The 21,100-nt window shown below is 70.1% G+C and carries 14 protein-coding genes, 1 tRNA gene and 2 rRNA genes; 14 read left to right on the top strand and 3 right to left on the bottom strand.

Annotated elements, in window-relative coordinates:
• The 4 genes from FNH09_RS31675 to FNH09_RS31660 form a co-directional block, all read left to right on the top strand.
• Window positions 1–105, top strand: a 23S ribosomal RNA gene (locus FNH09_RS31675); the annotation flags it as partial.
• An 89-nt stretch (window positions 106–194) separates the two neighbouring features.
• Window positions 195–311: ribosomal RNA gene (gene rrf, locus FNH09_RS31670) — 5S ribosomal RNA — on the top strand.
• A 114-nt stretch (window positions 312–425) separates the two neighbouring features.
• Window positions 426–1,088: a DegT/DnrJ/EryC1/StrS family aminotransferase gene (locus FNH09_RS31665; protein ID WP_162469381.1), complete on the top strand. Its 663-nt coding sequence runs from the start codon at window positions 426–428 to the stop codon at window positions 1,086–1,088.
• A gap of 75 nt (window positions 1,089–1,163) precedes the next feature.
• Window positions 1,164–1,239 (top strand) — tRNA-Thr (locus FNH09_RS31660).
• Window positions 1,240–1,294: 55 nt separating this feature from the next.
• Here the strand turns inward: FNH09_RS31660 and FNH09_RS31655 are convergent.
• Window positions 1,295–4,054 (bottom strand): SpoIIE family protein phosphatase, encoded by a 2,760-nt coding sequence (locus tag FNH09_RS31655; RefSeq protein WP_152893344.1) that lies wholly within the window; start codon window positions 4,052–4,054, stop codon window positions 1,295–1,297.
• Window positions 4,055–4,434: 380 nt separating this feature from the next.
• Between FNH09_RS31655 and FNH09_RS31645 the strand changes: the two genes are divergently transcribed.
• The 10 genes from FNH09_RS31645 to FNH09_RS48985 all read left to right on the top strand — a co-directional run bounded on the left by FNH09_RS31645 (window position 4,435) and on the right by FNH09_RS48985 (window position 19,487).
• The gene (locus FNH09_RS31645; protein ID WP_338017737.1) at window positions 4,435–9,903 is read left to right on the top strand and encodes a HAMP domain-containing protein; all 5,469 of its coding nucleotides are present in this window, start codon (window positions 4,435–4,437) and stop codon (window positions 9,901–9,903) included.
• Between the two features lie 321 nt (window positions 9,904–10,224).
• Window positions 10,225–10,905 carry a response regulator gene (locus FNH09_RS31640; RefSeq protein WP_152893342.1) on the top strand — a complete coding sequence of 227 codons (681 nt, stop codon included), beginning with the start codon at window positions 10,225–10,227 and terminating at the stop codon, window positions 10,903–10,905.
• 124 nt (window positions 10,906–11,029) lie between these two features.
• On the top strand, window positions 11,030–13,762 hold the full coding sequence (locus FNH09_RS31635) for a DNA translocase FtsK (protein WP_152893341.1): 2,733 nt from the start codon (window positions 11,030–11,032) through the stop codon (window positions 13,760–13,762).
• 269 nt (window positions 13,763–14,031) lie between these two features.
• Complete coding sequence (locus FNH09_RS31630) at window positions 14,032–14,871, top strand: RodZ domain-containing protein (protein WP_162469379.1); 840 nt, start codon at window positions 14,032–14,034, stop codon at window positions 14,869–14,871.
• Between the two features lie 91 nt (window positions 14,872–14,962).
• Window positions 14,963–16,438, top strand: a complete 1,476-nt coding sequence (gene rimO / locus FNH09_RS31625) for a 30S ribosomal protein S12 methylthiotransferase RimO (protein ID WP_152893340.1) — start codon at window positions 14,963–14,965, stop codon at window positions 16,436–16,438.
• Window positions 16,435–17,301: a CDP-diacylglycerol--glycerol-3-phosphate 3-phosphatidyltransferase gene (gene pgsA, locus FNH09_RS31620; protein WP_152893339.1), complete on the top strand. Its 867-nt coding sequence runs from the start codon at window positions 16,435–16,437 to the stop codon at window positions 17,299–17,301. Before rimO ends, pgsA begins: the two co-directional genes overlap by 4 nt.
• Entirely contained in the window at window positions 17,298–17,843 is a 546-nt protein-coding gene (locus FNH09_RS31615; RefSeq protein ID WP_162469378.1) for a nicotinamide-nucleotide amidohydrolase family protein, read from the top strand. The genes pgsA and FNH09_RS31615 overlap by 4 nt, the downstream gene beginning before the upstream one ends.
• Before the next feature lie 109 nt (window positions 17,844–17,952).
• Window positions 17,953–18,333, top strand: a complete 381-nt coding sequence (locus FNH09_RS31610; RefSeq protein ID WP_152893338.1) for a helix-turn-helix domain-containing protein — start codon at window positions 17,953–17,955, stop codon at window positions 18,331–18,333.
• A 249-nt stretch (window positions 18,334–18,582) separates the two neighbouring features.
• The gene (locus FNH09_RS31605) at window positions 18,583–19,053 is read left to right on the top strand and encodes a Dps family protein (protein WP_152893337.1); all 471 of its coding nucleotides are present in this window, start codon (window positions 18,583–18,585) and stop codon (window positions 19,051–19,053) included.
• Window positions 19,054–19,202: 149 nt separating this feature from the next.
• Window positions 19,203–19,487 carry a hypothetical protein gene (locus FNH09_RS48985; protein ID WP_152893336.1) on the top strand — a complete coding sequence of 95 codons (285 nt, stop codon included), beginning with the start codon at window positions 19,203–19,205 and terminating at the stop codon, window positions 19,485–19,487.
• Here FNH09_RS48985 and FNH09_RS31595 read toward each other — a convergent pair.
• On the bottom strand, window positions 19,435–20,199 hold the full coding sequence (locus tag FNH09_RS31595) for an SDR family NAD(P)-dependent oxidoreductase (RefSeq protein WP_152893335.1): 765 nt from the start codon (window positions 20,197–20,199) through the stop codon (window positions 19,435–19,437). The two genes, FNH09_RS48985 and FNH09_RS31595, sit on opposite strands and share 53 nt — an antisense overlap.
• Window positions 20,200–20,231: 32 nt before the next feature.
• Entirely contained in the window at window positions 20,232–21,074 is an 843-nt protein-coding gene (locus FNH09_RS31590; protein WP_152893334.1) for an Fpg/Nei family DNA glycosylase, read from the bottom strand.
• Window positions 21,075–21,100: the final 26 nt, after the last annotated feature.

The following is a 21,100-nucleotide window of genomic DNA, read 5'->3' as shown; positions in this document are numbered from 1 at the left end:
TTGATGGGGTAAGGCTCCCAGTAGACGACTGGGTTGATAGGCCGGATCTGGAAGCCCAGTAATGGGTGGAGGTGACCGGTACTAATAGGCCGAGGGCTTGTCCTCAGTTGCTCGCGTCCACTGTGTTGGTTCTGAAACCACGAACAACCCCACGTTTGTCACAGAGCGTGGTGCGGTTGTCAGTTTCATAGTGTTTCGGTGGTTATAGCGTGAGGGAAACGCCCGGTTACATTCCGAACCCGGAAGCTAAGCCTCACAGCGCCGATGGTACTGCAGGGGGGACCCTGTGGGAGAGTAGGACGCCGCCGAACAATCATTCAAAGGGTTGGTCCCTGAACTTCGGTTCAGGGACCAACCCTTTTTTGTTGGTCGACACTTGACGTTCACATTCCGCTATGAGCATTGACAGCATGGGTGCTGCTGCAATACTCAGGGCCGCCGGCGTCGGAGTCGGTGACGAGGTCATCGTGCCGGCTTTCGGGAACATGGAGGTCGCCGAGGCGGCGACCCTGGCCGGTGCGCTCCCGGTGTTCGCCGACATAGATCCGGTGACCTACTGCCTCGACGTCGCCGCGGTCGAGGCCTCCGTGACCTCGCGGACGGCGGCCGTCGTGGCCGTGCACCGCTTCGGCCGGCCGGCCGACATCGCCCGCCTCCACGCACTCGGACAGCGGCACGGCCTGCTCGTACTGGAGCAGGGCGAGTCCGAGGCGCCGTACGACGAGGTCGCCCAGCGTCGGCAGCGTGCCGCGTACCTCGACGGGAAGCTGCGCGGGGTGCGCACGCCCGACGGGGGTGACGGACACACGTATCAGCAGTACGTCGTCCGGGTCCCCGGAAACGGGCGGCCCGACCGCGACGCCTTCGCACGCGCCTTGCGCGGCAGGGGAGTTGACTGCCGGGTGCCGGTGAAGACGCCTGTGCACCGGCTGCCCGAGTTCCGGCGCTGCGTGTCCCTGCCGGAGACCGAACTGGCCGCCGACGAGACACTCGCGCTGCCCGTGGAAGCGTCCCTGACGAAGCGGGACATGCAGCGGATCGTGGCCGCGTGCAATGCGCTCGGAGGATTGCTCCAACCCGCCTTCTGAGCGAGTTGGGAGCACGGGTCTGTTCGGGGTATGCTCTATTTCGTTGCCGCGAGGGAAACCTCGAAAAGGCAACTGGCCCCCATAGCTCAGTCGGCAGAGCGTCTCCATGGTAAGGAGAAGGTCAACGGTTCGATTCCGTTTGGGGGCTCCACCAGAAAGGCCCCGCCCATTGGGCGGGGCCTTTCTCATGTCCTGCTTCCCCAGCGCTAGTCGTGCTGGAGGCCCGGGACTCGCATCGCCAGGATCGCCATGTCGTCCGACGGGGCGTCCGAGGCGAAGCGCTCCACCGCGCGCATGATGCGTGCCGCGACCGCGCCGGCCGTCAGGCCCGTACACGTCGTGAGGACGTCGGTGAGGCCGTCGTCGCCCAGCATGCGGGTGCCCTCCCGGCGTTCGGTGACCCCGTCCGTGACGCACAGCAGCACGTCCCCCGGGTCGAGGGTGACCGTCTGCTCGTACAGCTCCAGGTCCTCCATGACGCCGAGCAGCGGCTGGGGTTCGGCGGCCGCCTCCACCGTGCCGTCCTGGCGCAGCCGGAGCGGCAGCGGGTGACCGGCGCAGACCACCTTCAGTTCCGCGCTGCCGTCCGGCTGGGGGCGCATCTCGCCGTACAGGAGGGTCAGGAAGCGGCTGCGGGCGCCCTCGTCGAGGATCGCCGAGTTCAGGCGCTCCAGCACGGCCGGGCCGCTGAGGCCCTCGCGGGCCAGCAGTCGCAGCGCGTGCCGGGCGAGGCCCGTGACCGCCGCCGCGTTCGGTCCCGTACCGCAGACGTCGCCGATGGCGAAGCCGTAGGCGCCGTCGCTGATCGGGAACAGGTCGTAGAAGTCGCCGCCGACCTCGTTGCCCTCGCCGGCCGCGCGGTAGATGACCTCGACCTCGACGCCCTCGATGGTCGGCAGTTCCGGCGGCAGCAGGCTGCGCTGGAGCGCCTGGCTGATCGCCGTGCGCTCGGAGTAGAGGCGGGCGTTGTCGAGGGCCAGGGCGGCGCGGCGGCTCAGGTCCTCGGCCAGCTCCAGGATCTCCTGGCGGAAGTGTTCGTCGGCCGGCTTGCCGAGCGTCAGCATGCCGATGACACGGTTGCGGGCGACCAGCGGGAGGACCACGGTCTCGCCGCCGACCGCGGCCGCCGTGGCCAGCGTCGGGCCGATGTGCGACGCGACATGGTGGATCGGGGTGCCGCTGCTCAGGCCGAGGCTGCGCATGGAGCTGCGCAGGGCCGCCTGGTGGGCCAGTTCGCCCGGCGCCGACCAGACGCGGGCGCCCGGAGTGGTGACCGGGTCCGGCGGTGCGATCTTGGACAGGAGCGACTTGATGCCGTCGATCAGCTCTTCGTCCTCGTGCAGCACGTAGGACAGGTACGGCTCGGAGGCCTGGTCGGCGATCGTGTACACGGCGCACCAGGTGGCCAGGGTGGGCACCGTCATCTGTGCCATCAGCGCCAGCGTCTGGTCCCGGTCCAGGGTGCCTGCCAGCAGGTCGGAGGCTTCGACGAGGAAGCTCAGGGAGCCTCGGCGCAGACGCTCCAGCTCGCCCAGGCGGGCCGACTCCACCGCGAGCGCGATGCGGTCCGCGGCGAATTGCAGGCGCAGCGCCTCCTCGTTGGAGTATCTGCCCGGGGCCTCCGCGGCCACGCCGAGCGAGCCCGTGAGTCGGCCTTCGACCTTCAGCGGGACCGTCACGACCGAGCGCATGCCGGTGGCGTTCAGGAGGGGTACGGCGCCGGGTACGGCCGCGAGGTCCTCGTGGACGGCGGGCATACGGGCCGAGCCGTAGCGGCCGGGGCCCGCCTCGACGGGGACCCGGGCGAAGCGCTGGCGGGCGGAGGGCAGTCCGGTGGAGGCGCGGACCTCCAACTCCGTTTCGTCGTCGGTGGCCAGGAGCAGGAAGGCGGAGTCGCCGTCGAGCATGTCGCGGGCGCGTTCCACCGTGCGCTGGAGGAGACCGTCGAGGTCGTCCGGGGCCGGGGAGCCGATGAACACCTCGAAGGGGTCGGCGCCCTGGACGTCGGAGGAGGAGACCGCGTCGGAGGCCGGGACGCGCAACGGGGTCTGGAGGACCGCGCGTTCGTGGTCGCGGACGAGCAGGCAGACCGTGGAGGGCTCGCCGTCGGTGTCGCGGACGCGCAGATGGGAGGCGTAGACCGGGATCACCCGGCCGCCCGCGGTGCGCAGGCCGTAACTGCCCTCCCAGCGCGAGAGTCGGAGGGCCTCCGCGATGCCGGTGCCCGTGCCGGGGGTGTGCGGCCAGGCGGCGAGATCGGTGAGGGGCTTGCCGGTGACCTGGTCGGCGGCGTAGCCGAAGAGTTCCTCGGCGTCCTCGTTCCAGGCGATGATCGCGCAGTTGCGGTCGATCTGGACGACCGCGACCCGGACCCGGCCGTCGGCGAGCGGGAGGAGGTGGGCGGGCAGCGAGGGGCCCGCGGAACGGGTGCCCACCGGGCGTGCGGGGAGGTCGAGTTGGAACCAGACGCTCTTGTGCGTCGGCGTGTAGTCGACGCCCCACCGGCCCGCCAGGGCCGCGCACAGCTGGAGTCCGCGTCCGCCCTCCCGGTCGGGGCTGCCCATGTTGACGGCGGTGCTCTGGAGCGGGATCTCCCGCTCGGGGTAGCGGTCGGAGACCTCGATGCGCGCGCCGTCGTCGCTGCGCAGGCACAGGACGTCCGCGGCCGTGCCCGCGTGGACCACGGCGTTGGTCACCAGTTCGCTGGTGAGGACCACCGCGTCGTCGACGATGTCGGCGAATCCCCACCCCTGGAGGGTGTCGCGGACGAAGGAGCGGGCGGTCGCTACGGAGCGCCCGACGGGCTCGAAGCTGGCGGCCGCGCGCGCGGTGATCACAGAACTCCTCGGCCGGTCGTCTACGTGCAGGGATCCCGGCCCGACCGGAGGGTGCGGGACCTGCGAGGGCAGGCCGTCCGTCGGCCGGGGGTCCGGGGGCTGTCCCCCGGGGATCAGTCCGGTCGTCATGTGTGCGGCCGCCCCTCCGATGCCCGCTGGTGCTTGTGCCACCGCCCAGCCCGGACGCGCCGGCACGGCTGGACAGCCGCATGCAAGGTTACTTACCTTCCCTGCCCGCGCGGATGCCGGTCGTCCGTGTTTCCGTCCGGAGGGTGTGCGGACGATGTGCGAAGCTGCCGAACTGTTATGGCCTGGTTCGGCGAGGGTGAAACACTGGGCAAGCTTCCGGTGAAGGAACCGGCAGGCTGAGTGGGTACTGCGGTTGGTGGGCAGCAGCCCCTCGGGCGGTCTGACCGCATCGGGCACAAGCAGGCAGCATGACACCGGTACGCCGATCAGGAGTGCCGGGGCACAGAGCGGCAATGGTCGACCCTTGCGGGAGGGACACAGTGGAGTCTGACGCACCGACGCGGGCCACGAAGGCGCGCGCGAAAGGCGGACAGTCCCCTAGCAGCCGGGGCAAGGGGCGCAATGGCACCACCACGGTGGACACGGCTGCCCTGAACCGGCTGCTCGTCGCTCTGCTCGCCATGCGGGACGGGAATTTCCGGAAGCGGCTCACGGTGTCCGGGGACGGCGTGATGTCGGAGATCGCGGCGGTCTTCAACGAGGTCGCCGACCGCAATCTGCATCTCACGGGCGAGTTGTCGCGGGTGCGGCGCATGGTCGGACGTGAGGGAAAGCTCACCGAGCGTCTGGAGACGGGCGCTTGTGAGGGCTCCTGGGCGACCGCGATCGACAACTCCAACGCGCTCGTGGACGATCTCGTACGGCCCGTCTCCGAGGTCAGCCGGGTGCTGTCCGGGGTGGCCGAGGGCGATCTGTCGCCGCGGATGGATCTGCGGACCCAGGGGCCGGACGGGCCGGGGCATCCGCTGCGCGGGGAGTTCCTGAAGGTCGGGCGGACGGTCAACAATCTGGTCGACCAGCTGTCGACGTTCACCGACGAGGTCACCCGGGTGGCCAGCGAGGTCGGCACGGAGGGCAAGCTGGGCGGTCAGGCCCAGGTGCGCGGCATGTCGGGTTCCTGGAAGGACCTCACGGACTCCGTCAACACGATGGCGTACCGGCTCACCGCCCAGGTGCGCGATATCGCGCTGGTGACGACGGCGGTGGCCAAGGGCGATCTGTCCCGCAAGGTCACGGTGCACGTGGCCGGCGAGATGCTGGAGCTGAAGAACACCGTCAACACGATGGTGGACCAGCTCTCCGCTTTCTCCTCCGAGGTGACGCGGGTCGCCCGGGAGGTGGGCACGGAGGGCATCCTGGGCGGTCAGGCCCGGGTGTCCGGCGTCGACGGGGTGTGGAAGGAACTCACCGACTCGGTGAACACCATGGCCGGGAACCTGACGGCCCAGGTGCGGGGGATCGCGGAGGTGACCACCGCGGTCGCCAGCGGTGACCTGTCGCGGAAGGTGACCGTGCAGGCGCGCGGCGAGGTCGCCCAGCTCGCCGACACGATCAATCAGATGACCGAGACGCTGCGGGTCTTCGCGGACGAGGTCACGCGGGTGGCCAACGAGGTCGGTGGCGAGGGGCGGCTCGGTGGGCAGGCGAACGTGCCGGGGGCCGCGGGCACCTGGAAGGACCTGACGGACTCCGTCAACACCGTCTTCCGGAACCTGACCACGCAGGTGCGCGACATCGCCGCCGTGACGACGGCCGTGGCCAGCGGTGATCTGTCCCGCAAGGTCACGGTGGACGTGGCCGGCGAGATGCTTGAGCTGAAGAACACGGTCAACGGGATGGTGGACCAGCTGTCCGCCTTCGGCGCCGAGGTCACCCGCGTCGCCCGGGAGATCGGCAACGAGGGCGAACTGGGCGGCCAGGCCCAGGTGCCCGGGGTCGCGGGCGACTGGAAGGACCTCACCGACTCCGTCAACACGGCGTTCCGCAACCTCACCGGGCAGGTGCGCAACATCGCCCAGGTGACGACGGCGGTCGCCAACGGTGATCTGTCGCAGAAGGTCACGGTGGACGTGGCCGGCGAGATGCTCCAGCTGAAGAACACCGTGAACACGATGGTGGACCAGCTGTCGTCGTTCGCCGACCAGGTCATCCAGATGGGCCGTGAGGTGGGTACGGAGGGCCGGCTCGGCGGTCAGGCCCAGGTGCCCGGGGTGTCCGGCACCTGGAAGGAGCTGACCGACTCCGTCAACTCCATCACCGGCAATCTGACCGCCCAGGTGCGGCAGATCGCGCAGGTCACGACGGCGGTGGCGCGGGGTGATCTGTCGCAGAAGATCACCGTGGACGCGCGCGGCGAGATCCTGGAGCTGAAGATCACCATCAACACGATGGTGGACCAGCTGTCCGCGTTCGCCGACCAGGTGACCAAGGTGGCCCGCGAGGTGGGCACGGACGGCCGCCTCGGCGGTCAGGCCCAGGTGCCCGGCGTCGCCGGTGTGTGGCGGGACCTGACCGACTCGGTGAACGGCATGGCCGGCAACCTCACCGCCCAGGTGCGCAACATCGCGCAGGTCGCCACGGCGGTGGCGCGGGGTGATCTGTCGCAGAAGATCACCGTGGACGCGCGCGGCGAGATCCTGGAGCTGAAGAACACCCTCAACACGATGGTGGATCAGCTGTCGTCGTTCGCGGAGCAGGTGACGCGGGTGGCCCGTGAGGTGGGCACCGAGGGCATGCTGGGCGGGCAGGCGGAGGTGCAGGGGGTCGCGGGCACCTGGAAGGACCTCACCCAGTCCGTGAACTTCATGGCGAACAACCTGACCATCCAGGTCCGCAACATCGCCGAGGTCACGACCGCGGTCGCCAAGGGCGACCTGTCGAAGAAGATCACCGTCGACGCCAAGGGCGAGATCCTCGAACTCGTCACGACCGTCAACACGATGGTGGACCAGCTGTCGTCGTTCGCCGAGCAGGTGACCCGGGTGGCCCGTGAGGTGGGTACCGAGGGCATCCTCGGCGGCCAGGCGCACGTGCCCGGCGTGACGGGCATCTGGAAGGACCTCAGCGACAACGTCAACCTGATGGCCAAGAACCTCACCGTGCAGGTGCGCAACATCTCGCAGGTCGCGGCGGCCGTCGCCAACGGCGACCTGACGCGGACGGTGACGATCGACGCGAGCGGTGAGGTGGCGCAGCTCGCCGACACCTTCAACACCATGGTGAAGACGCTGAGTTCGTTCGCCGAGCAGGTGACCAAGGTGGCCCGCGAGGTGGGCACGGACGGCATCCTCGGCGGCCAGGCGCACGTGCCCGGTGTGGCGGGCACCTGGAAGGACCTCACCGAGTCGGTGAACCAGATGGCGTCCAACCTGACCGGTCAGGTGCGCAACATCGCGATGGTGACGACCGCCATTGCCAAGGGTGATCTGACGAAGAAGATCGACATCGATGCGCGCGGTGAGATCCTGGAGCTGAAGACCACCATCAACACCATGGTCGACCAGCTGTCCTCGTTCGCCGAGGAGGTCACCCGGGTGGCCCGCGAGGTGGGCACGGAGGGCCAGTTGGGCGGTCAGGCACGTGTGCGTGACGTCGACGGCACCTGGCGCGACCTCACCGAGTCGGTGAACGAGATGGCCGGGAACCTGACCCGGCAGGTGCGTGCCATCGCGCGCGTGGCGGCCGCGGTGACCCGCGGCGACCTGAACCTGAAGATCGACGTGGACGCCTCCGGTGAGATCGAGGATCTCCAGGACTCGGTCAACAAGATGATCGCCAACCTGCGCGACACCACGATCGCCAACAAGGAGCAGGACTGGCTCAAGGGCAACCTGGCCCGTATCTCCGCGCTGATGCAGGGCCGTCGCGACCTGGAGGACGTCGCCTCGCTGATCATGAGCGAGCTGACCCCGGTGGTCTCCGCGCAGCACGGCGCGTTCTTCGTCGCCATGCCGATGGTCGACGGCAAGGAGGTGGGCGGCGGTGCGGACGACCGGTACGAGCTGCGCATGCTGGGCTCGTACGGCTACTCGATGGGCTCCATGCCGACGTCGTTCGGGCCGGGTGAGGCGCTGGTGGGCACGGCGGCCGAGGAGAAGCGCACGATCCTCGTGGAGAACGCGCCGAGCGGCTATCTGAAGATCGCGTCCGGGCTCGGCGAGGCGCCGCCCGCGCAGGTGATCGTGTTGCCGGTGCTCTTCGAGGGCAAGGTGCTCGGCATCATCGAGCTGGCGTCGTTCACGCCGTTCACGCAGATCCAGAAGGACTTCCTCAACCAGATTGCCGAGATGATCGCGACCAGCGTCAACACCATCTCGGTCAACACCAAGACGGAGCAGCTGCTGAAGCAGTCGCAGGAGCTCACCGAGCAACTGCGCGAGCGTTCGGTGGAGTTGGAGCAGCGGCAGAAGGCCCTCCAGGCGTCCAACGCCGAACTGGAGGAGAAGGCCGAGCTGCTGGCCCAGCAGAACCGCGACATCGAGGTGAAGAACACCGAGATCGAGGAGGCGCGGCAGGTCCTGGAGGAGCGCGCCGAGCAACTCGCCGTGTCGATGCGCTACAAGAGCGAGTTCCTGGCCAACATGTCGCACGAGCTGCGTACGCCGCTGAACTCGCTGCTGATCCTGGCCAAGCTGCTCGCCGACAACGCCGAAGGCAATCTCTCCCCGAAGCAGGTCGAGTTCGCCGAGACGATCCACGGAGCCGGTTCCGACCTGCTCCAGCTGATCAACGACATCCTGGACCTGTCGAAGGTCGAGGCGGGCAAGATGGACGTCTCCCCGACGCGCATCGCGCTGGTGCAGCTCGTCGACTATGTGGAGGCCACGTTCCGGCCGTTGACGGCGGAGAAGGGCCTCGATCTGTCCGTGCGGGTGTCGCCCGAGCTGCCCGCCACCCTGCACACCGACGAGCAGCGACTGCTCCAGGTGCTGCGCAACCTGCTGTCGAACGCGGTGAAGTTCACCGACTCCGGCTCGGTCGAGCTGGTGATCAGGCCGGCTGGGGCGAACGTCCCGGTGGCGATCCGGGAGCAGTTGCTGGAGGCCGGTTCGCTCGCCGCCCCGGACGCGCCGCTGATCGCGTTCTCGGTGACCGACACAGGGATCGGGATCGCGGCCGGCAAGATGCGGGTGATCTTCGAGGCGTTCAAGCAGGCGGACGGGACGACCAGCCGCAAGTACGGCGGTACGGGTCTCGGGCTGTCCATCTCGCGGGAGATCGCGCAGCTGCTCGGCGGCGAGATCCACGCGCAGAGCGAGCCCGGCCGGGGCTCGACCTTCACGCTGTACCTGCCGCTGCACCCGAGCGAGCTGCCCCCGCACGGCTACCAGCAGCCGGTGCCGGCCCTGGAGGCGGGCGAGCTGGTGGCGTCCGAGGGTGATCTGTCCGTGCTCTCCGAGGCGGAGGTCGAGACGCCGGCCGAGGTGAAGTCGTACCGCGAGACGCAGAACGGTCCGGCCGCGCTCTTCCGGCGCCGTCGCAGGGGTGCGCCGGGGCTGGAGCAGGGCGACGGGCAGTCGGAGCAGTGGCCCCTCGGGCAGGCGCCCGAGGCGCGGCCTGCGCAGGGCTTCCGGTTCGGCGGCGAGAAGGTGCTCATCGTCGACGACGACATCCGCAACGTGTTCGCGCTCACCAGCGTGCTGGAGCAGCACGGGCTGTCGGTGCTGTACGCCGAGAACGGGCGTGAGGGCATCGAGGTGCTGGAGCAGCACGACGACGTGGCGGTCGTCCTGATGGACATCATGATGCCCGAGATGGACGGGTACGCGACGACCACCGCGATCCGCAGGATGCCGCAGTTCTCCGGGCTGCCGATCATCGCGCTCACCGCGAAGGCGATGAAGGGCGACAGGGAGAAGGCGATCGAGTCGGGCGCCTCCGACTATGTGACGAAGCCGGTCGATCCCGATCATCTGCTGGCCGTGATGGAGCAGTGGATGCGGCAGTAGTGGCGGTATCGGTCGGAGTTCGCACAGGGCTGGTGTGGATGTGGCGGGATCCTCGGGAGTTCACACGGAGTTGCTGACGCAGTGTGTCCGAAGCCGTGTAGAAGTACGGTATTCGGGGAACCTTCTGGTCTCCCGCTGCGTTTCTGCTACGTGCACAGTGACATCGCGGTGACAGGGTGTGGCGACGGGCGGGGTGCGGCTACCATGACCGGCACGAGGACGGGCGACGCAAGGGAGTCGTCCGCTGGGGCGGCACCGGGTGGTGCTTTCCCAAGTCCTGCGGACCGGGGAGGCCCCATGCCGGGGCGAGGAGGGCGGGCCATGGTGCAGAAGGCCAAGATCCTCCTGGTCGATGACCGGCCGGAGAATCTGCTGGCGCTGGAGGCGATCCTCTCGGCGCTCGATCAGACGCTGGTGCGGGCATCGTCCGGGGAGGAAGCGCTCAAGGCGCTGCTGACGGACGACTTCGCGGTCATTCTGCTGGACGTCCAGATGCCGGGTATGGACGGTTTCGAAACAGCCGCGCACATCAAGCGACGGGAACGGACCCGGGACATCCCGATCATCTTCCTCACCGCGATCAACCACGGTCCCCATCACACCTTCCGCGGCTATGCGGCGGGCGCGGTGGACTACATCTCGAAGCCTTTCGATCCGTGGGTGCTGCGCGCGAAGGTGTCCGTTTTCGTCGAGCTGTACATGAAGAACTGCCAGCTGCGGGAGCAGGCGGCGCTGCTGCGGCTCCAGTTGGAGGGCGGCGGCAAGGCGGTGGCCGGCGGGGCGAAGGAGTCGCCCGGTCTGCTCGCGGAGCTCTCCGCGCGGCTCGCGGCCGTCGAGGAGCAGGCCGAGGCGCTGTCCAAGCAGCTCGACGACGACTCCGCGGACGCGGCGGCGGTGGCCACGGCGGCCCACCTCGAACGCAAGCTGACCGGGCTGCGCCGGGCCCTGGACGCCCTGGAGCCGGGCACCGGCGGTACGGCCCCGGTGCCGTCGCAGAACTGACGCGTGGTGAGGTCGCTGGTGCGTGTGAACCCGCGTCAGTTCCGAGTCCTCACAAGGGCGACACGAACGGGTGAAGCATTGGGCACACGTGTCCGCTGTCGTCTCCACCGGTAACCTCACACCTATGGCCTCACGTTCCTCCGCAGCCAAGAAGCCGCCGGCGAAGAAGGCGGCCGCTTCAGCGAAGGCTCCGGCGAAGGCCGCTGCCAAGAAACCCCCGGCGAAGAAGGCACCCGCCAAGAAGGCCGCGGCGAAGAAGGCCGCGCCCCCCAAGCCGGCGCCCAGCCCCACCGGGGGCGTCTACCGGCTCGTCCGCGCCCTCTGGCTCGGCCTCGCGCACGCCGTCGGCGCGGTGTTCCGGGGCATAGGGCAGGGCGCGAAGAACCTCGACCCGGCGCACCGCAAGGACGGCGTCGCGCTGCTGCTGTTCGGTCTCGCGCTGATCGTCGCCGCCGGTACCTGGGCCGACCTGCGCGGCCCCGTCGGCGATCTCGTCGAGATCCTGGTGACCGGCGCCTTCGGTCGTCTCGACCTGCTCGTCCCGGTCCTGCTCGCGGCCATCGCCGTGCGTTTCGTGCGGCACCCGGAGAAGCCGGAGGCCAACGGTCGGATCGTGATCGGTCTGTCCGCGCTCGTCATCGGCGTGCTCGGGCAGGTCCACATCGCCTGCGGCTCGCCCGCCCGCAGCGACGGCATGCAGGCGATAAGGGACGCGGGCGGTCTCATCGGCTGGGGCGCGGCGACCCCGCTGACGTACGGCATGGGCGAGGTGCTGGCCGTGCCGCTGCTCGTGCTGCTCACGGTCTTCGGGCTGCTCGTGGTCACCGCGACCCCGGTCAACGCCATCCCGCAGCGGCTGCGACTGCTCGCCGTACGGCTGGGCGTGCTGCACGACCCCGCGGCGGACGACCTCACCGACGACGACGAGCGGTACGACGAGCAGTGGCGCGACGGGCTGCCCGCACACTCCCGCAGACAGCCGGGCGCCTCCCGGCCGTACGACCCGGACGGCGCGGAGCAGGAGGCGCTGTCCCGGCGCCGTGGCCGCCCCCGGCGCTCCGCGGTGCCGCAGCCGGACATGGGGCGGCAGCCGGACGCCGTGGACGTGGCCGCGGCCGCCGCGGCGGCGCTCGACGGCGCGGTGCTGCACGGCATGCCGCCCTCGCCGATCGTCGCCGACCTCACCCAGGGGGTCAGCGTCGCCGACCGCGAGCCGACCGCCCCGACGCCCGCTCCGACGCCCGCCCCCTCGACGCCCGTACCGGCGGCGCGGCCCAAGCAGGAGAAGCTCCCGGTCGGGACGGTCCCCGACCTGACCAAGGCAGCCCCCGAACACCAGCGCGAGCTGCCGCCGCGCGCCGAACAGCTCCAGCTGTCCGGGGACATCACCTACGCACTGCCCTCGCTCGACCTGCTGGAGCGCGGGGGGCCCGGCAAGGCGCGCAGCGCCGCCAACGACGCCGTCGTCGCCTCGCTGACGAACGTCTTCACCGAGTTCAAGGTGGACGCGGCCGTCACCGGGTTCACCCGGGGGCCGACGGTCACGCGCTACGAGGTCGCGCTCGGGCCGGCCGTGAAGGTCGAGCGCATCACCGCGCTCACCAAGAACATCGCGTACGCCGTCGCCAGTCCGGACGTGCGGATCATCAGCCCGATCCCCGGCAAGTCGGCGGTCGGCATCGAGATCCCGAACACGGACCGGGAGATGGTCAACCTCGGGGACGTGCTGCGCCTCGCGGACGCCGCCGAGGACGACCACCCGATGCTGGTGGCGCTCGGCAAGGACGTCGAGGGCGGCTATGTGATGGCCAACCTCGCGAAGATGCCGCACATCCTGGTTGCCGGAGCCACCGGTTCCGGCAAGTCCTCGTGCATCAACTGCCTCATCACCTCGGTCATGGTCCGGGCGACCCCCGAGGACGTCCGGATGGTCCTCGTCGACCCCAAGCGCGTGGAGCTGACCGCGTACGAGGGCATCCCGCACCTGATCACGCCGATCATCACCAACCCCAAGCGGGCCGCCGAGGCGTTGCAGTGGGTCGTACGGGAGATGGACCTGCGCTACGACGACCTCGCGGCGTTCGGGTTCCGGCACATCGACGACTTCAACGAGGCCATCAGGAACGGCAAGGTGAAGCTGCCCGAGGGCAGCGAGCGCGAGCTCAGCCCGTACCCGTACCTGCTGGTCGTCGTCGACGAGCTCGCCGACCTGATGATGGTCGCGCCGCGGGACGTCGAGGACGCGATCGTGCGCATCACCCAGTTGGCCCGCGCGGCCGGCATCCACCTGGTGCTCGCCACCCAGCGGCCGTCGGTCGACGTGGTCACCGGCCTGATCAAGGCGAACGTGCCCTCGCGGCTCGCGTTCGCCACCTCCTCGCTCGCCGACAGCCGGGTCATCCTCGACCAGCCGGGCGCCGAGAAGCTGATCGGCAAGGGCGACGGACTGTTCCTGCCGATGGGGGCCAACAAACCCACCCGTATGCAGGGCGCGTTCGTGACCGAGGACGAGGTCGCGGCCGTGGTCCGGCACTGCAAGGATCAGATGACCCCGGTCTTCCGGGACGACGTCGTGGTCGGCACCAAGCAGAAGAAGGAGATCGACGAGGAGATCGGCGACGACCTGGACCTGCTGTGCCAGGCGGCCGAACTGGTGGTCTCCACCCAGTTCGGGTCGACGTCCATGCTCCAGCGCAAGCTCCGGGTCGGCTTCGCCAAGGCCGGGCGGCTGATGGACCTGATGGAGTCCCGCGGCCTGGTCGGACCCAGCGAGGGGTCCAAGGCGCGTGACGTGCTGGTGAAGGCGGACGAACTCGACGGCGTGCTCGCGGTCATCCGCGGTGATTCTGAAGGATAATAGGGACACTGGCGCGCGTCGGCAGGTCGGCAGCGGGTTCCGTACCGCAGGATGATGTTGGATCGTGACCCATCCGTAAGCGATCAACGGCAACCGTTTCCCCTCGACATACGTCAACTTGGAGGAAGCGCAAAGCCGCTGCCGAACCGTCGGGATGACCGGCCATTCCGATGGCGTACAAAGTCCTGCCGCCCGGTTGCCCCACCCTTTCGTACCACCCCTAGACTGAACTTCCAGCACAGGTGGCTACTCGCTCGAAAGGCGCCCCCGTGTCCATCGGCAACTCCCCTGAAGACGAGCGTCCGTTCGAGGACGATCGTGAGGATGCCCACCTTTCCATCGGCCGCACTCTTCAGCAGGCGCGCATCGCCGCCGGGCTGACCGTAGACGACGTCAGTACCGCCACCCGGGTGCGTATCGCCATCGTGCACGCCATCGAGGCGGACGACTTCGCGCCGTGCGGCGGCGACGTCTACGCCCGGGGTCACCTCAGGACCCTGGCCAAGGCCGTCCACCTCGATCCCGAGCCCCTGCTGGCACAGTTCTCCGCCGAGCGCGGTGGCCGCCCGGCGCCGACCCCGGCCGCACCTCTGTTCGAGGCGGAGCGCATCCGCCCCGAGCGGCGCGGACCCAACTGGACGGCGGCCATGGTCGCCGCCATCGTCGCGGTGGTCGGCTTCGTCGGCTTCACCGCGTTCAAGGGCGGCGGCGACGACGGCCGGGACCAGGTCGCCGAAGGCTCCACGCCCACGACGAGCACGACCGCGTCCGCCACGCCGAAGAAGGACAGCAAGCCCGTCGACCCCAAGCCGGAGCCGTCCGACAGCGCCATCGCGGCCGCCCCGCAGGACAAGGTGACCGTCCAGGTGAGCGCCGCCGACGGCCGCAGCTGGATCTCCGCCAAGGACCACAACGGCCGGCTGCTCTTCGACGGCCTGCTCAAGCAGGGCGAGTCCAAGACCTTCCAGGACTCCTCGAAGATCAACCTGGTGCTCGGCGACGCTGGCGCCATCCAGCTCTACGTCAACGGCAAGAAGATCGAGGACGACTTCCAGCCGGGCGCCGTGGAGCGTCTGACGTACACGAAGGGTGATCCGCAGGTCGGGTGACCCTGTGAACACGTGAACCGGAACGGGGTTGGCCAAGATCGGCCAACCCCGTCGACGTGGGGTGTCGGCGGGACGAAGTAGTCTTGAGCCCATGCCTGAACGCCGTACCGTCGCACTGGTCACCCTTGGCTGCGCCCGTAACGAGGTGGACTCGGAGGAGCTCGCAGGCCGCTTGGAGGCGGACGGCTGGGACCTCGTGGAGGACGCCGCGAACGCGGACGTCGCCGTCGTCAACACCTGCGGCTTCGTCGACGCCGCCAAGAAGGACTCCGTCGACGCCCTCCTGGAGGCCAACGATCTCAAGGGCCGGGGCAGAACCCAGGCCGTCGTGGCGGTCGGCTGCATGGCCGAGCGGTACGGCAAGGAACTCGCCGAGGCCCTCCCCGAGGCCGACGGAGTGCTCGGTTTCGACGACTACACCGACATCTCCGACCGCCTCCAGACCATCCTGTCCGGCGGCATCCATGCCGCCCACACCCCGCGCGACCGGCGCAAGCTGCTGCCGATCAGCCCGGCCGAGCGACAGGACGCGGGCGCCGAGGTGGCCCTCCCCGGGCACGGCGCCCCCACGGACCTCCCCGAGGGCGTGGCCCCGGTCTCCGGGCCCAGGGCGCCCCTGCGCCGCCGTCTGGACGGCTCCCCGGTCGCCTCGGTGAAGCTCGCCTCCGGCTGCGACCGGCGCTGCTCCTTCTGCGCCATCCCGTCCTTCCGCGGCTCCTTCATCTCGCGCCGCCCGAGCGACGTACTGAACGAGACGCGCTGGCTGGCCGAGCAGGGCGTCAAGGAGATCATGCTGGTCTCCGAGAACAACACCTCGTACGGCAAGGACCTGGGCGACATCCGGCTGCTGGAGTCGCTGCTGCCCGACCTCGCCGACGTCGACGGCATCGAGCGGGTGCGGGTCAGCTACCTCCAGCCCGCCGAGATGCGGCCCGGCCTGATCGACGTGCTGACCTCGACCCCCAAGGTCGTGCCCTACTTCGATCTCTCCTTCCAGCACTCGGCGCCCGCGGTGCTGCGCTCGATGCGCCGCTTCGGCGACACCGACCGCTTCCTGGAGCTGCTCGACACCATCCGCGGCAAGGCCCCCGAGGCCGGCGTGCGCTCCAACTTCATCGTGGGCTTCCCGGGCGAGTCCGAGTCCGACCTGGCCGAGCTGGAGCGTTTCCTCAACGGCGCGCGGCTGGACGCCATCGGCGTCTTCGGGTACTCCGACGAGGAGGGCACCGAGGCGGCGACCTACGAGAACAAGCTCGACGAGGACGTCGTCGCCGAGCGGCTGGCCCGGATCTCCCGGCTGGCCGAGGAGCTCGTCTCGCAGCGGGCCGAGGAGCGCCTGGGCGAGACCGTGCGGGTCCTGGTGGAGTCGGTGGACTCCGAGGACGGCGCGTACGGCCGCGGGGCGCACCAGGCCCCGGAGACCGACGGACAGGTGCTGCTCACCAGCGGCGCCGGCTTGAGCGTCGGCCGTATCGTCGAGGCGAAGGTGGTCGGTACGGAGGGTGTCGACCTGGTGGCCGAGCCGCTCGTCGGCTCGCCCGCGTGTCCTGAGGAGGCGGGCAGATGACCGGTGTCCCGGCATCAGCGGCGGGTGGCCCCGCGAGGGCGCGCACGGTGAATGAACCGTCCGGGAAGGGCGCCGCGTCGGCGGTCGGGTCCGGAGCCGGTCGCGACGCCGCCGCGGGCCGTGGCCCTGCTGCCGGTCGCGAGTCCGGTGCGGTCCGCGAGTCCGTAGCCGCTCGTGAGTCCGGTGTCGGTCGTGAGGCCGATGCCGGAGGGCAGGGTGAGCACGAGAGCGGGAAGTCGGCACGGCGCGAGAAACTGACGGCCGCGGCCGTCAACCAGGCCAGCGTCTGGAACATCGCCAACCTGCTGACCATGCTCCGGCTGATCCTGGTGCCCGGCTTCGTGGCCCTGATGCTCGCCGACGGCGGATACGACCCGGCGTGGCGCTCGCTCGCCTGGGCGGCCTTCGCCATCGCGATGATCACCGACCTGTTCGACGGTCATCTGGCCCGCACCTACAACCTCGTCACCGACTTCGGGAAGATCGCCGACCCCATCGCCGACAAGGCGATCATGGGCGCGGCGCTGATCTGTCTCTCCTGGCTGGGAGACCTGCCCTGGTGGGTGACCGGCGTCATCCTCGGCCGGGAGCTCGCGGTCACGCTGATCCGTTTCCTCGTCATCCGGTACGGCGTCATCCCGGCGAGCCGGGGCGGCAAGCTCAAGACGCTCGCCCAGGGCATCGCCGTCGGGATGTACGTCCTGGCGCTGACGGGATGGCTGGCCACCGCGAGGTTCTGGGTGATGGCGGTGGCGGTCGTCCTGACCGTGGTCACCGGCCTCGACTACGTGAGACAGGCCATCGTGCTGCGCAGGCAGGGAATCGCCGAGCGCAAAGCCGCGTCGGAGGAGGCGGGGGCGTGAACTCCGCGGCCGCCGACCTGGTGCGACTACTCACGGTGAAGGGCGAGACGGTCGCCGTCGCCGAGTCGCTCACCGGCGGTCTGGTCGCGGCGGAGATCACCGCGGTCTCGGGAGCCTCCAAGGTGTTCCGGGGGTCGGTGACCGCGTACGCCACCGACCTCAAGCACGGACTGCTGGGCGTCGACGCCACTCTGCTGGCCGAGCGCGGTGCGGTGGATCCGCAGGTCGCGGCGCAGATGGCGGCGGGAGTCCGCAAGGCGCTGGGCGCCGACTGGGGCCTTGCGACCACCGGCGTCGCCGGCCCCGAACCGCAGGACGGCCAACCGGTCGGGACGGTCTTCGTGGCCCTGGACGGCCCTTCCGCGGCGCATTCCGGTTCCGCCGGCGGCGGAAAAGTGCTGGCGCTGCGGTTGAACGGCGACCGCGCGGAAATCCGTATGGAGAGTGTACGGAGCGTACTCGCACTGTTCCTGAGGGAGCTCGCGAGCGAACAGACCGGGAATGAGCGGGCACAGGATACGGAACAGAACGGGGGGTTTTGATGTTTGCAGCCCTGAGTGAACACGACATCGCTCCCCGCACGGCCGCGGCGCAAGGCGGTACGGTGGGGCGTGAAGGATGCGGCTACGCGGTCCGAGGAGGGAGCCACCGATGATTCTGCTCCGTCGCCTGCTGGGTGACGTGCTGCGTCGGCAGCGCCAACGCCAGGGCCGTACTCTGCGCGAAGTCTCCTCGTCCGCCCGAGTCTCACTCGGCTATCTCTCCGAGGTGGAGCGGGGGCAGAAGGAGGCATCCTCCGAGCTGCTCTCCGCCATCTGCGACGCGCTGGACGTACGGATGTCCGAGCTCATGCGGGAAGTGAGCGACGAGCTCGCTCTCGCCGAGCTGGCCCAGTCCGCTGCGGCCACTCCCAGCGAGCCCGTGCCCACCCCGGTGCGCGCCATGCTGGGTTCCGTTTCGGTGACCGGCGTGCCACCGGAGCGTGTGACCATCAAGGCACCCGCCGAAGCGGTGGACGTGGTCGCCGCGTGACACCCATCACCGTGGGTGTGTGAACCGACGCACATTCGTCAAGCCCCGGCCGGGGCTTCTCCGGACAGACCTTCCGGAGGGGCGCTGCCGGGGCTTTCGCGTTCCCCCGGGCCTTCTCCGCGCCTTCTCCGCGCTCTCTCCGCGCCTTCCCGGGTCCGCTTCCCGTGCCCCTTTCGGGTCCGTTTGCCGGTGTCCGGCGGGGCGGTCATGGTGGAGGGACATGGCCGGACCAGCCCGCGGAGGAGATGCATGAACGTCGTGAAGAGCCCGTTGTCCGACAACGACCTGAAGACGGTGTCCGAGGCGCTCCAGGGCGCGCTCGTCGACCTCGTGGACCTCTCCCTCGTGGCGAAGCAGGTCCACTGGAACGTCGTCGGCGCCCGCTTCCGGTCCATCCATCTTCAGCTCGACGAGGTCGTGGACAGTGCGCGCCTGCACTCCGACACCGTCGCGGAACGGGCCTCGGCGCTGGGTGTGTCACCCGACGGACGTGCCTCCACGGTGGCCGACGGCAGCGGTATCGGCGCCGTGCCCGAGGGCTGGATCAAGGACACGGACGCCGTACGCACGCTCGTCGCGGCGCTGGGCGCGGTGATCACACGGATGCGGGAGCGGGTGGCCGCCACCGGCGACGCCGATCCGGTCAGCCAGGACATCTTCATCTCGGTCACGGCGGATCTGGAGAAGCACCACTGGATGTTCCAGGCGGAGAACGTCTGACGGGCGAAACGTCTGACAGGAGAACGTCTGACAGGCGAGGTGCGCCTGTGTGCTGTCGGTGCGCCCTCCCGGTGTCGAGGGCGGCGTTCTAGCGTCGTCCCGTCGGAGCCGGCGGGTTTCCGGTGTCGGGCTGGAGGTGGTGGCGGACCATGGCAGGGCGGATACGAGCGGTGCGCTGGGGGGCGGCCCTCGGCCTCGGGGCGGTGTGGTGGTGGGCCGTGCTGCGGCTCGCACTCGCGCCGGACTCGGGTGCGCTGGAGGGCGCGGTCGCGGCCGGGGGCTGGGGGCTGAGCCTGCTGCCGGTCCACTGCATGCCCAAGGCGGGGGCGCCCGGTGCGCTCGGGGCGGGGCGCTGGAGCCGGGCCTGGCGGGGGGCTCCGGTCACCACGGCATCGCCACTCCGCCGTTCGGACGCAGAATCTGGCCCGTCGTGAAGGCCGACGCGTCGGAGGCCAGATGGAGCACGGCATGAGCGACGTCCTCAGGTGCGCCGACCCGGCCCAGTGGTGACATCCGGCACATCAGCGCCTCGGTATGGGCCTGCGCCGCGGCGTCGTGGCGGTCGGTCATGGGCGTGCGGATCCAGCCCGGGGCGACCGCGTTGACGCGTATGCCGTGCCCGCCCAGCTCGGTCGCCAGCGTCTTCGTCAGCTGGACCACGGCCGCCTTGGCCGCGCCGTAGCAGAGCAGACCGGCACCGCCCGTGTCGACGGCGCCCGAGGCCATCGTGATGATGCTGCCGCGGATGCCCTGCGCGAGCATCACCCGGGCCGCCTCCTGGCAGGCGTACAGCACGCCCTTGAAGTTGACGCTCAGCACCCGGTCCAGGTCCTCGTCCCGGGTCTCCAGGACCGGACTGCTGTGCATGATGCCGGCGATCGCGGCCATGACGTCCAGACGGCCGCAGGACTCCACGGCTCGCTGGAGCCGGTCGCGGTCGGTGACGTCGAGATGATGGACGTGGGCGGTGCCGCCCCCCTCCTTGATCAGCGTCGCCGTCTCGTGCAGGCCCTGCGGGTCCCGGTCCGCGCCGTGCACGGTGGCGCCCGCCTCGGCGAGCAGAACGGCGGCGGCGCGGCCGATGCCGCCCGCGGCGCCGGTGACGAATGCGGTGCGTCCGGTGAGGTCGTACGCCTTGACGGGCATGAGGGGACGGTACGAGCGGATCTGACGGGTCGTCAATCCGTGGTGCGGGACCGGAATCTCCGGGAGGCCGCGGCGCCCGGTGCCGGGGCCGGTCCCGGCTGGCAGGCGGGGCACCAGTAGGTGGGGCGCTCACGGGAGCCGTCGCCCTGGTCGGCCGCGCGGATCGGGGTGTGGCAGCGCAGACAGGGGCGGTGCGCCCGGCCGTACACGAACAGTTCCTGGCCGCGGTGGCCCGTGGTGCTGCGGACCGGGCGCTCGCGGTTGGCCTCCAGGAGCCGTTTGGCGAGCGGGGGGAGCCGCGCCGCGCGCTCGGCGGGCAGAGCGCCGACGGGGAGCCACGGGGTCACGCCGAGCAGGAAGCAGAGTTCGCTCTTGTAGACATTGCCGATGCCGGCGAGATTGCGCTGGTCCAGCAGGGCTTCGCCGAGGGCGCGGGCGGGGTCCGTGCGGAGGTTGGCCAGGGCCCGTTCGGGGTCCCAGTCCGGGCCCAGCAGGTCGGGGCCCAGGTGGCCGACGGCGAGGTGCTCGTCGGCGGTGCGCAGGAGTTCGAGCACCGGGAGGCGGTAGCCGACGGCCGTGTGCTCGGTGGTCCCCAGGATCGCCCGGATCTGGTGGGCCGGGCCGCCGGTCCAGCGCGCACCCGGGGCGTAGATCTTCCAGGAGCCGTCCATCCGCAGATGCGAGTGGAGGGTCAGGCCGCCTTCGACACGGGTGAGGAGGTGCTTGCCCCGCGGGGTGACGTCCAGGACGGCGCGGCCGGTGAGGTCGGCCGTGGCGTACTTCGGTACCCGCAGGTCGGATCGGATCAGTACCCGGCCCGCGAGGGCGATGTGCAGACGCCTCGCGGCCTGCCAGACCGTGTCACCTTCGGGCATGGGTCAAGGGTGGCACGGGGGAGGCC

It is taken from the genome of Streptomyces adustus (assembly GCF_009377175.1).
In the GTDB taxonomy this organism is placed as follows: domain Bacteria; phylum Actinomycetota; class Actinomycetes; order Streptomycetales; family Streptomycetaceae; genus Streptomyces; species Streptomyces adustus.
The sequence above is the reverse complement of the archived record's forward strand: the minus strand, read 5'-3'. Positions and strand labels throughout refer to the sequence as shown.

Bases quoted from the DNA above. Each gene is read 5' to 3' on its own strand.
- pgsA (WP_152893339.1), top strand. From the start codon at position 16,435: ATGACCGGTGTCCCGGCATCAGCGGCGGGTGGCCCCGCGAGGGCGCGC.
- FNH09_RS31610 (WP_152893338.1), top strand. From the start codon at position 17,953: ATGATTCTGCTCCGTCGCCTGCTGGGTGACGTGCTGCGTCGGCAGCGC.
- FNH09_RS31640 (WP_152893342.1), top strand. From the start codon at position 10,225: ATGGTGCAGAAGGCCAAGATCCTCCTGGTCGATGACCGGCCGGAGAAT.
- FNH09_RS31590 (WP_152893334.1), bottom strand. From the start codon at position 21,074: ATGCCCGAAGGTGACACGGTCTGGCAGGCCGCGAGGCGTCTGCACATC.
- FNH09_RS31635 (WP_152893341.1), top strand. From the start codon at position 11,030: ATGGCCTCACGTTCCTCCGCAGCCAAGAAGCCGCCGGCGAAGAAGGCG.
- rimO (WP_152893340.1), top strand. From the start codon at position 14,963: ATGCCTGAACGCCGTACCGTCGCACTGGTCACCCTTGGCTGCGCCCGT.
- FNH09_RS31655 (WP_152893344.1), bottom strand. From the start codon at position 4,054: ATGACGACCGGACTGATCCCCGGGGGACAGCCCCCGGACCCCCGGCCG.
- FNH09_RS48985 (WP_152893336.1), top strand. From the start codon at position 19,203: ATGGCAGGGCGGATACGAGCGGTGCGCTGGGGGGCGGCCCTCGGCCTC.
- FNH09_RS31605 (WP_152893337.1), top strand. From the start codon at position 18,583: ATGAACGTCGTGAAGAGCCCGTTGTCCGACAACGACCTGAAGACGGTG.
- FNH09_RS31595 (WP_152893335.1), bottom strand. From the start codon at position 20,199: ATGCCCGTCAAGGCGTACGACCTCACCGGACGCACCGCATTCGTCACC.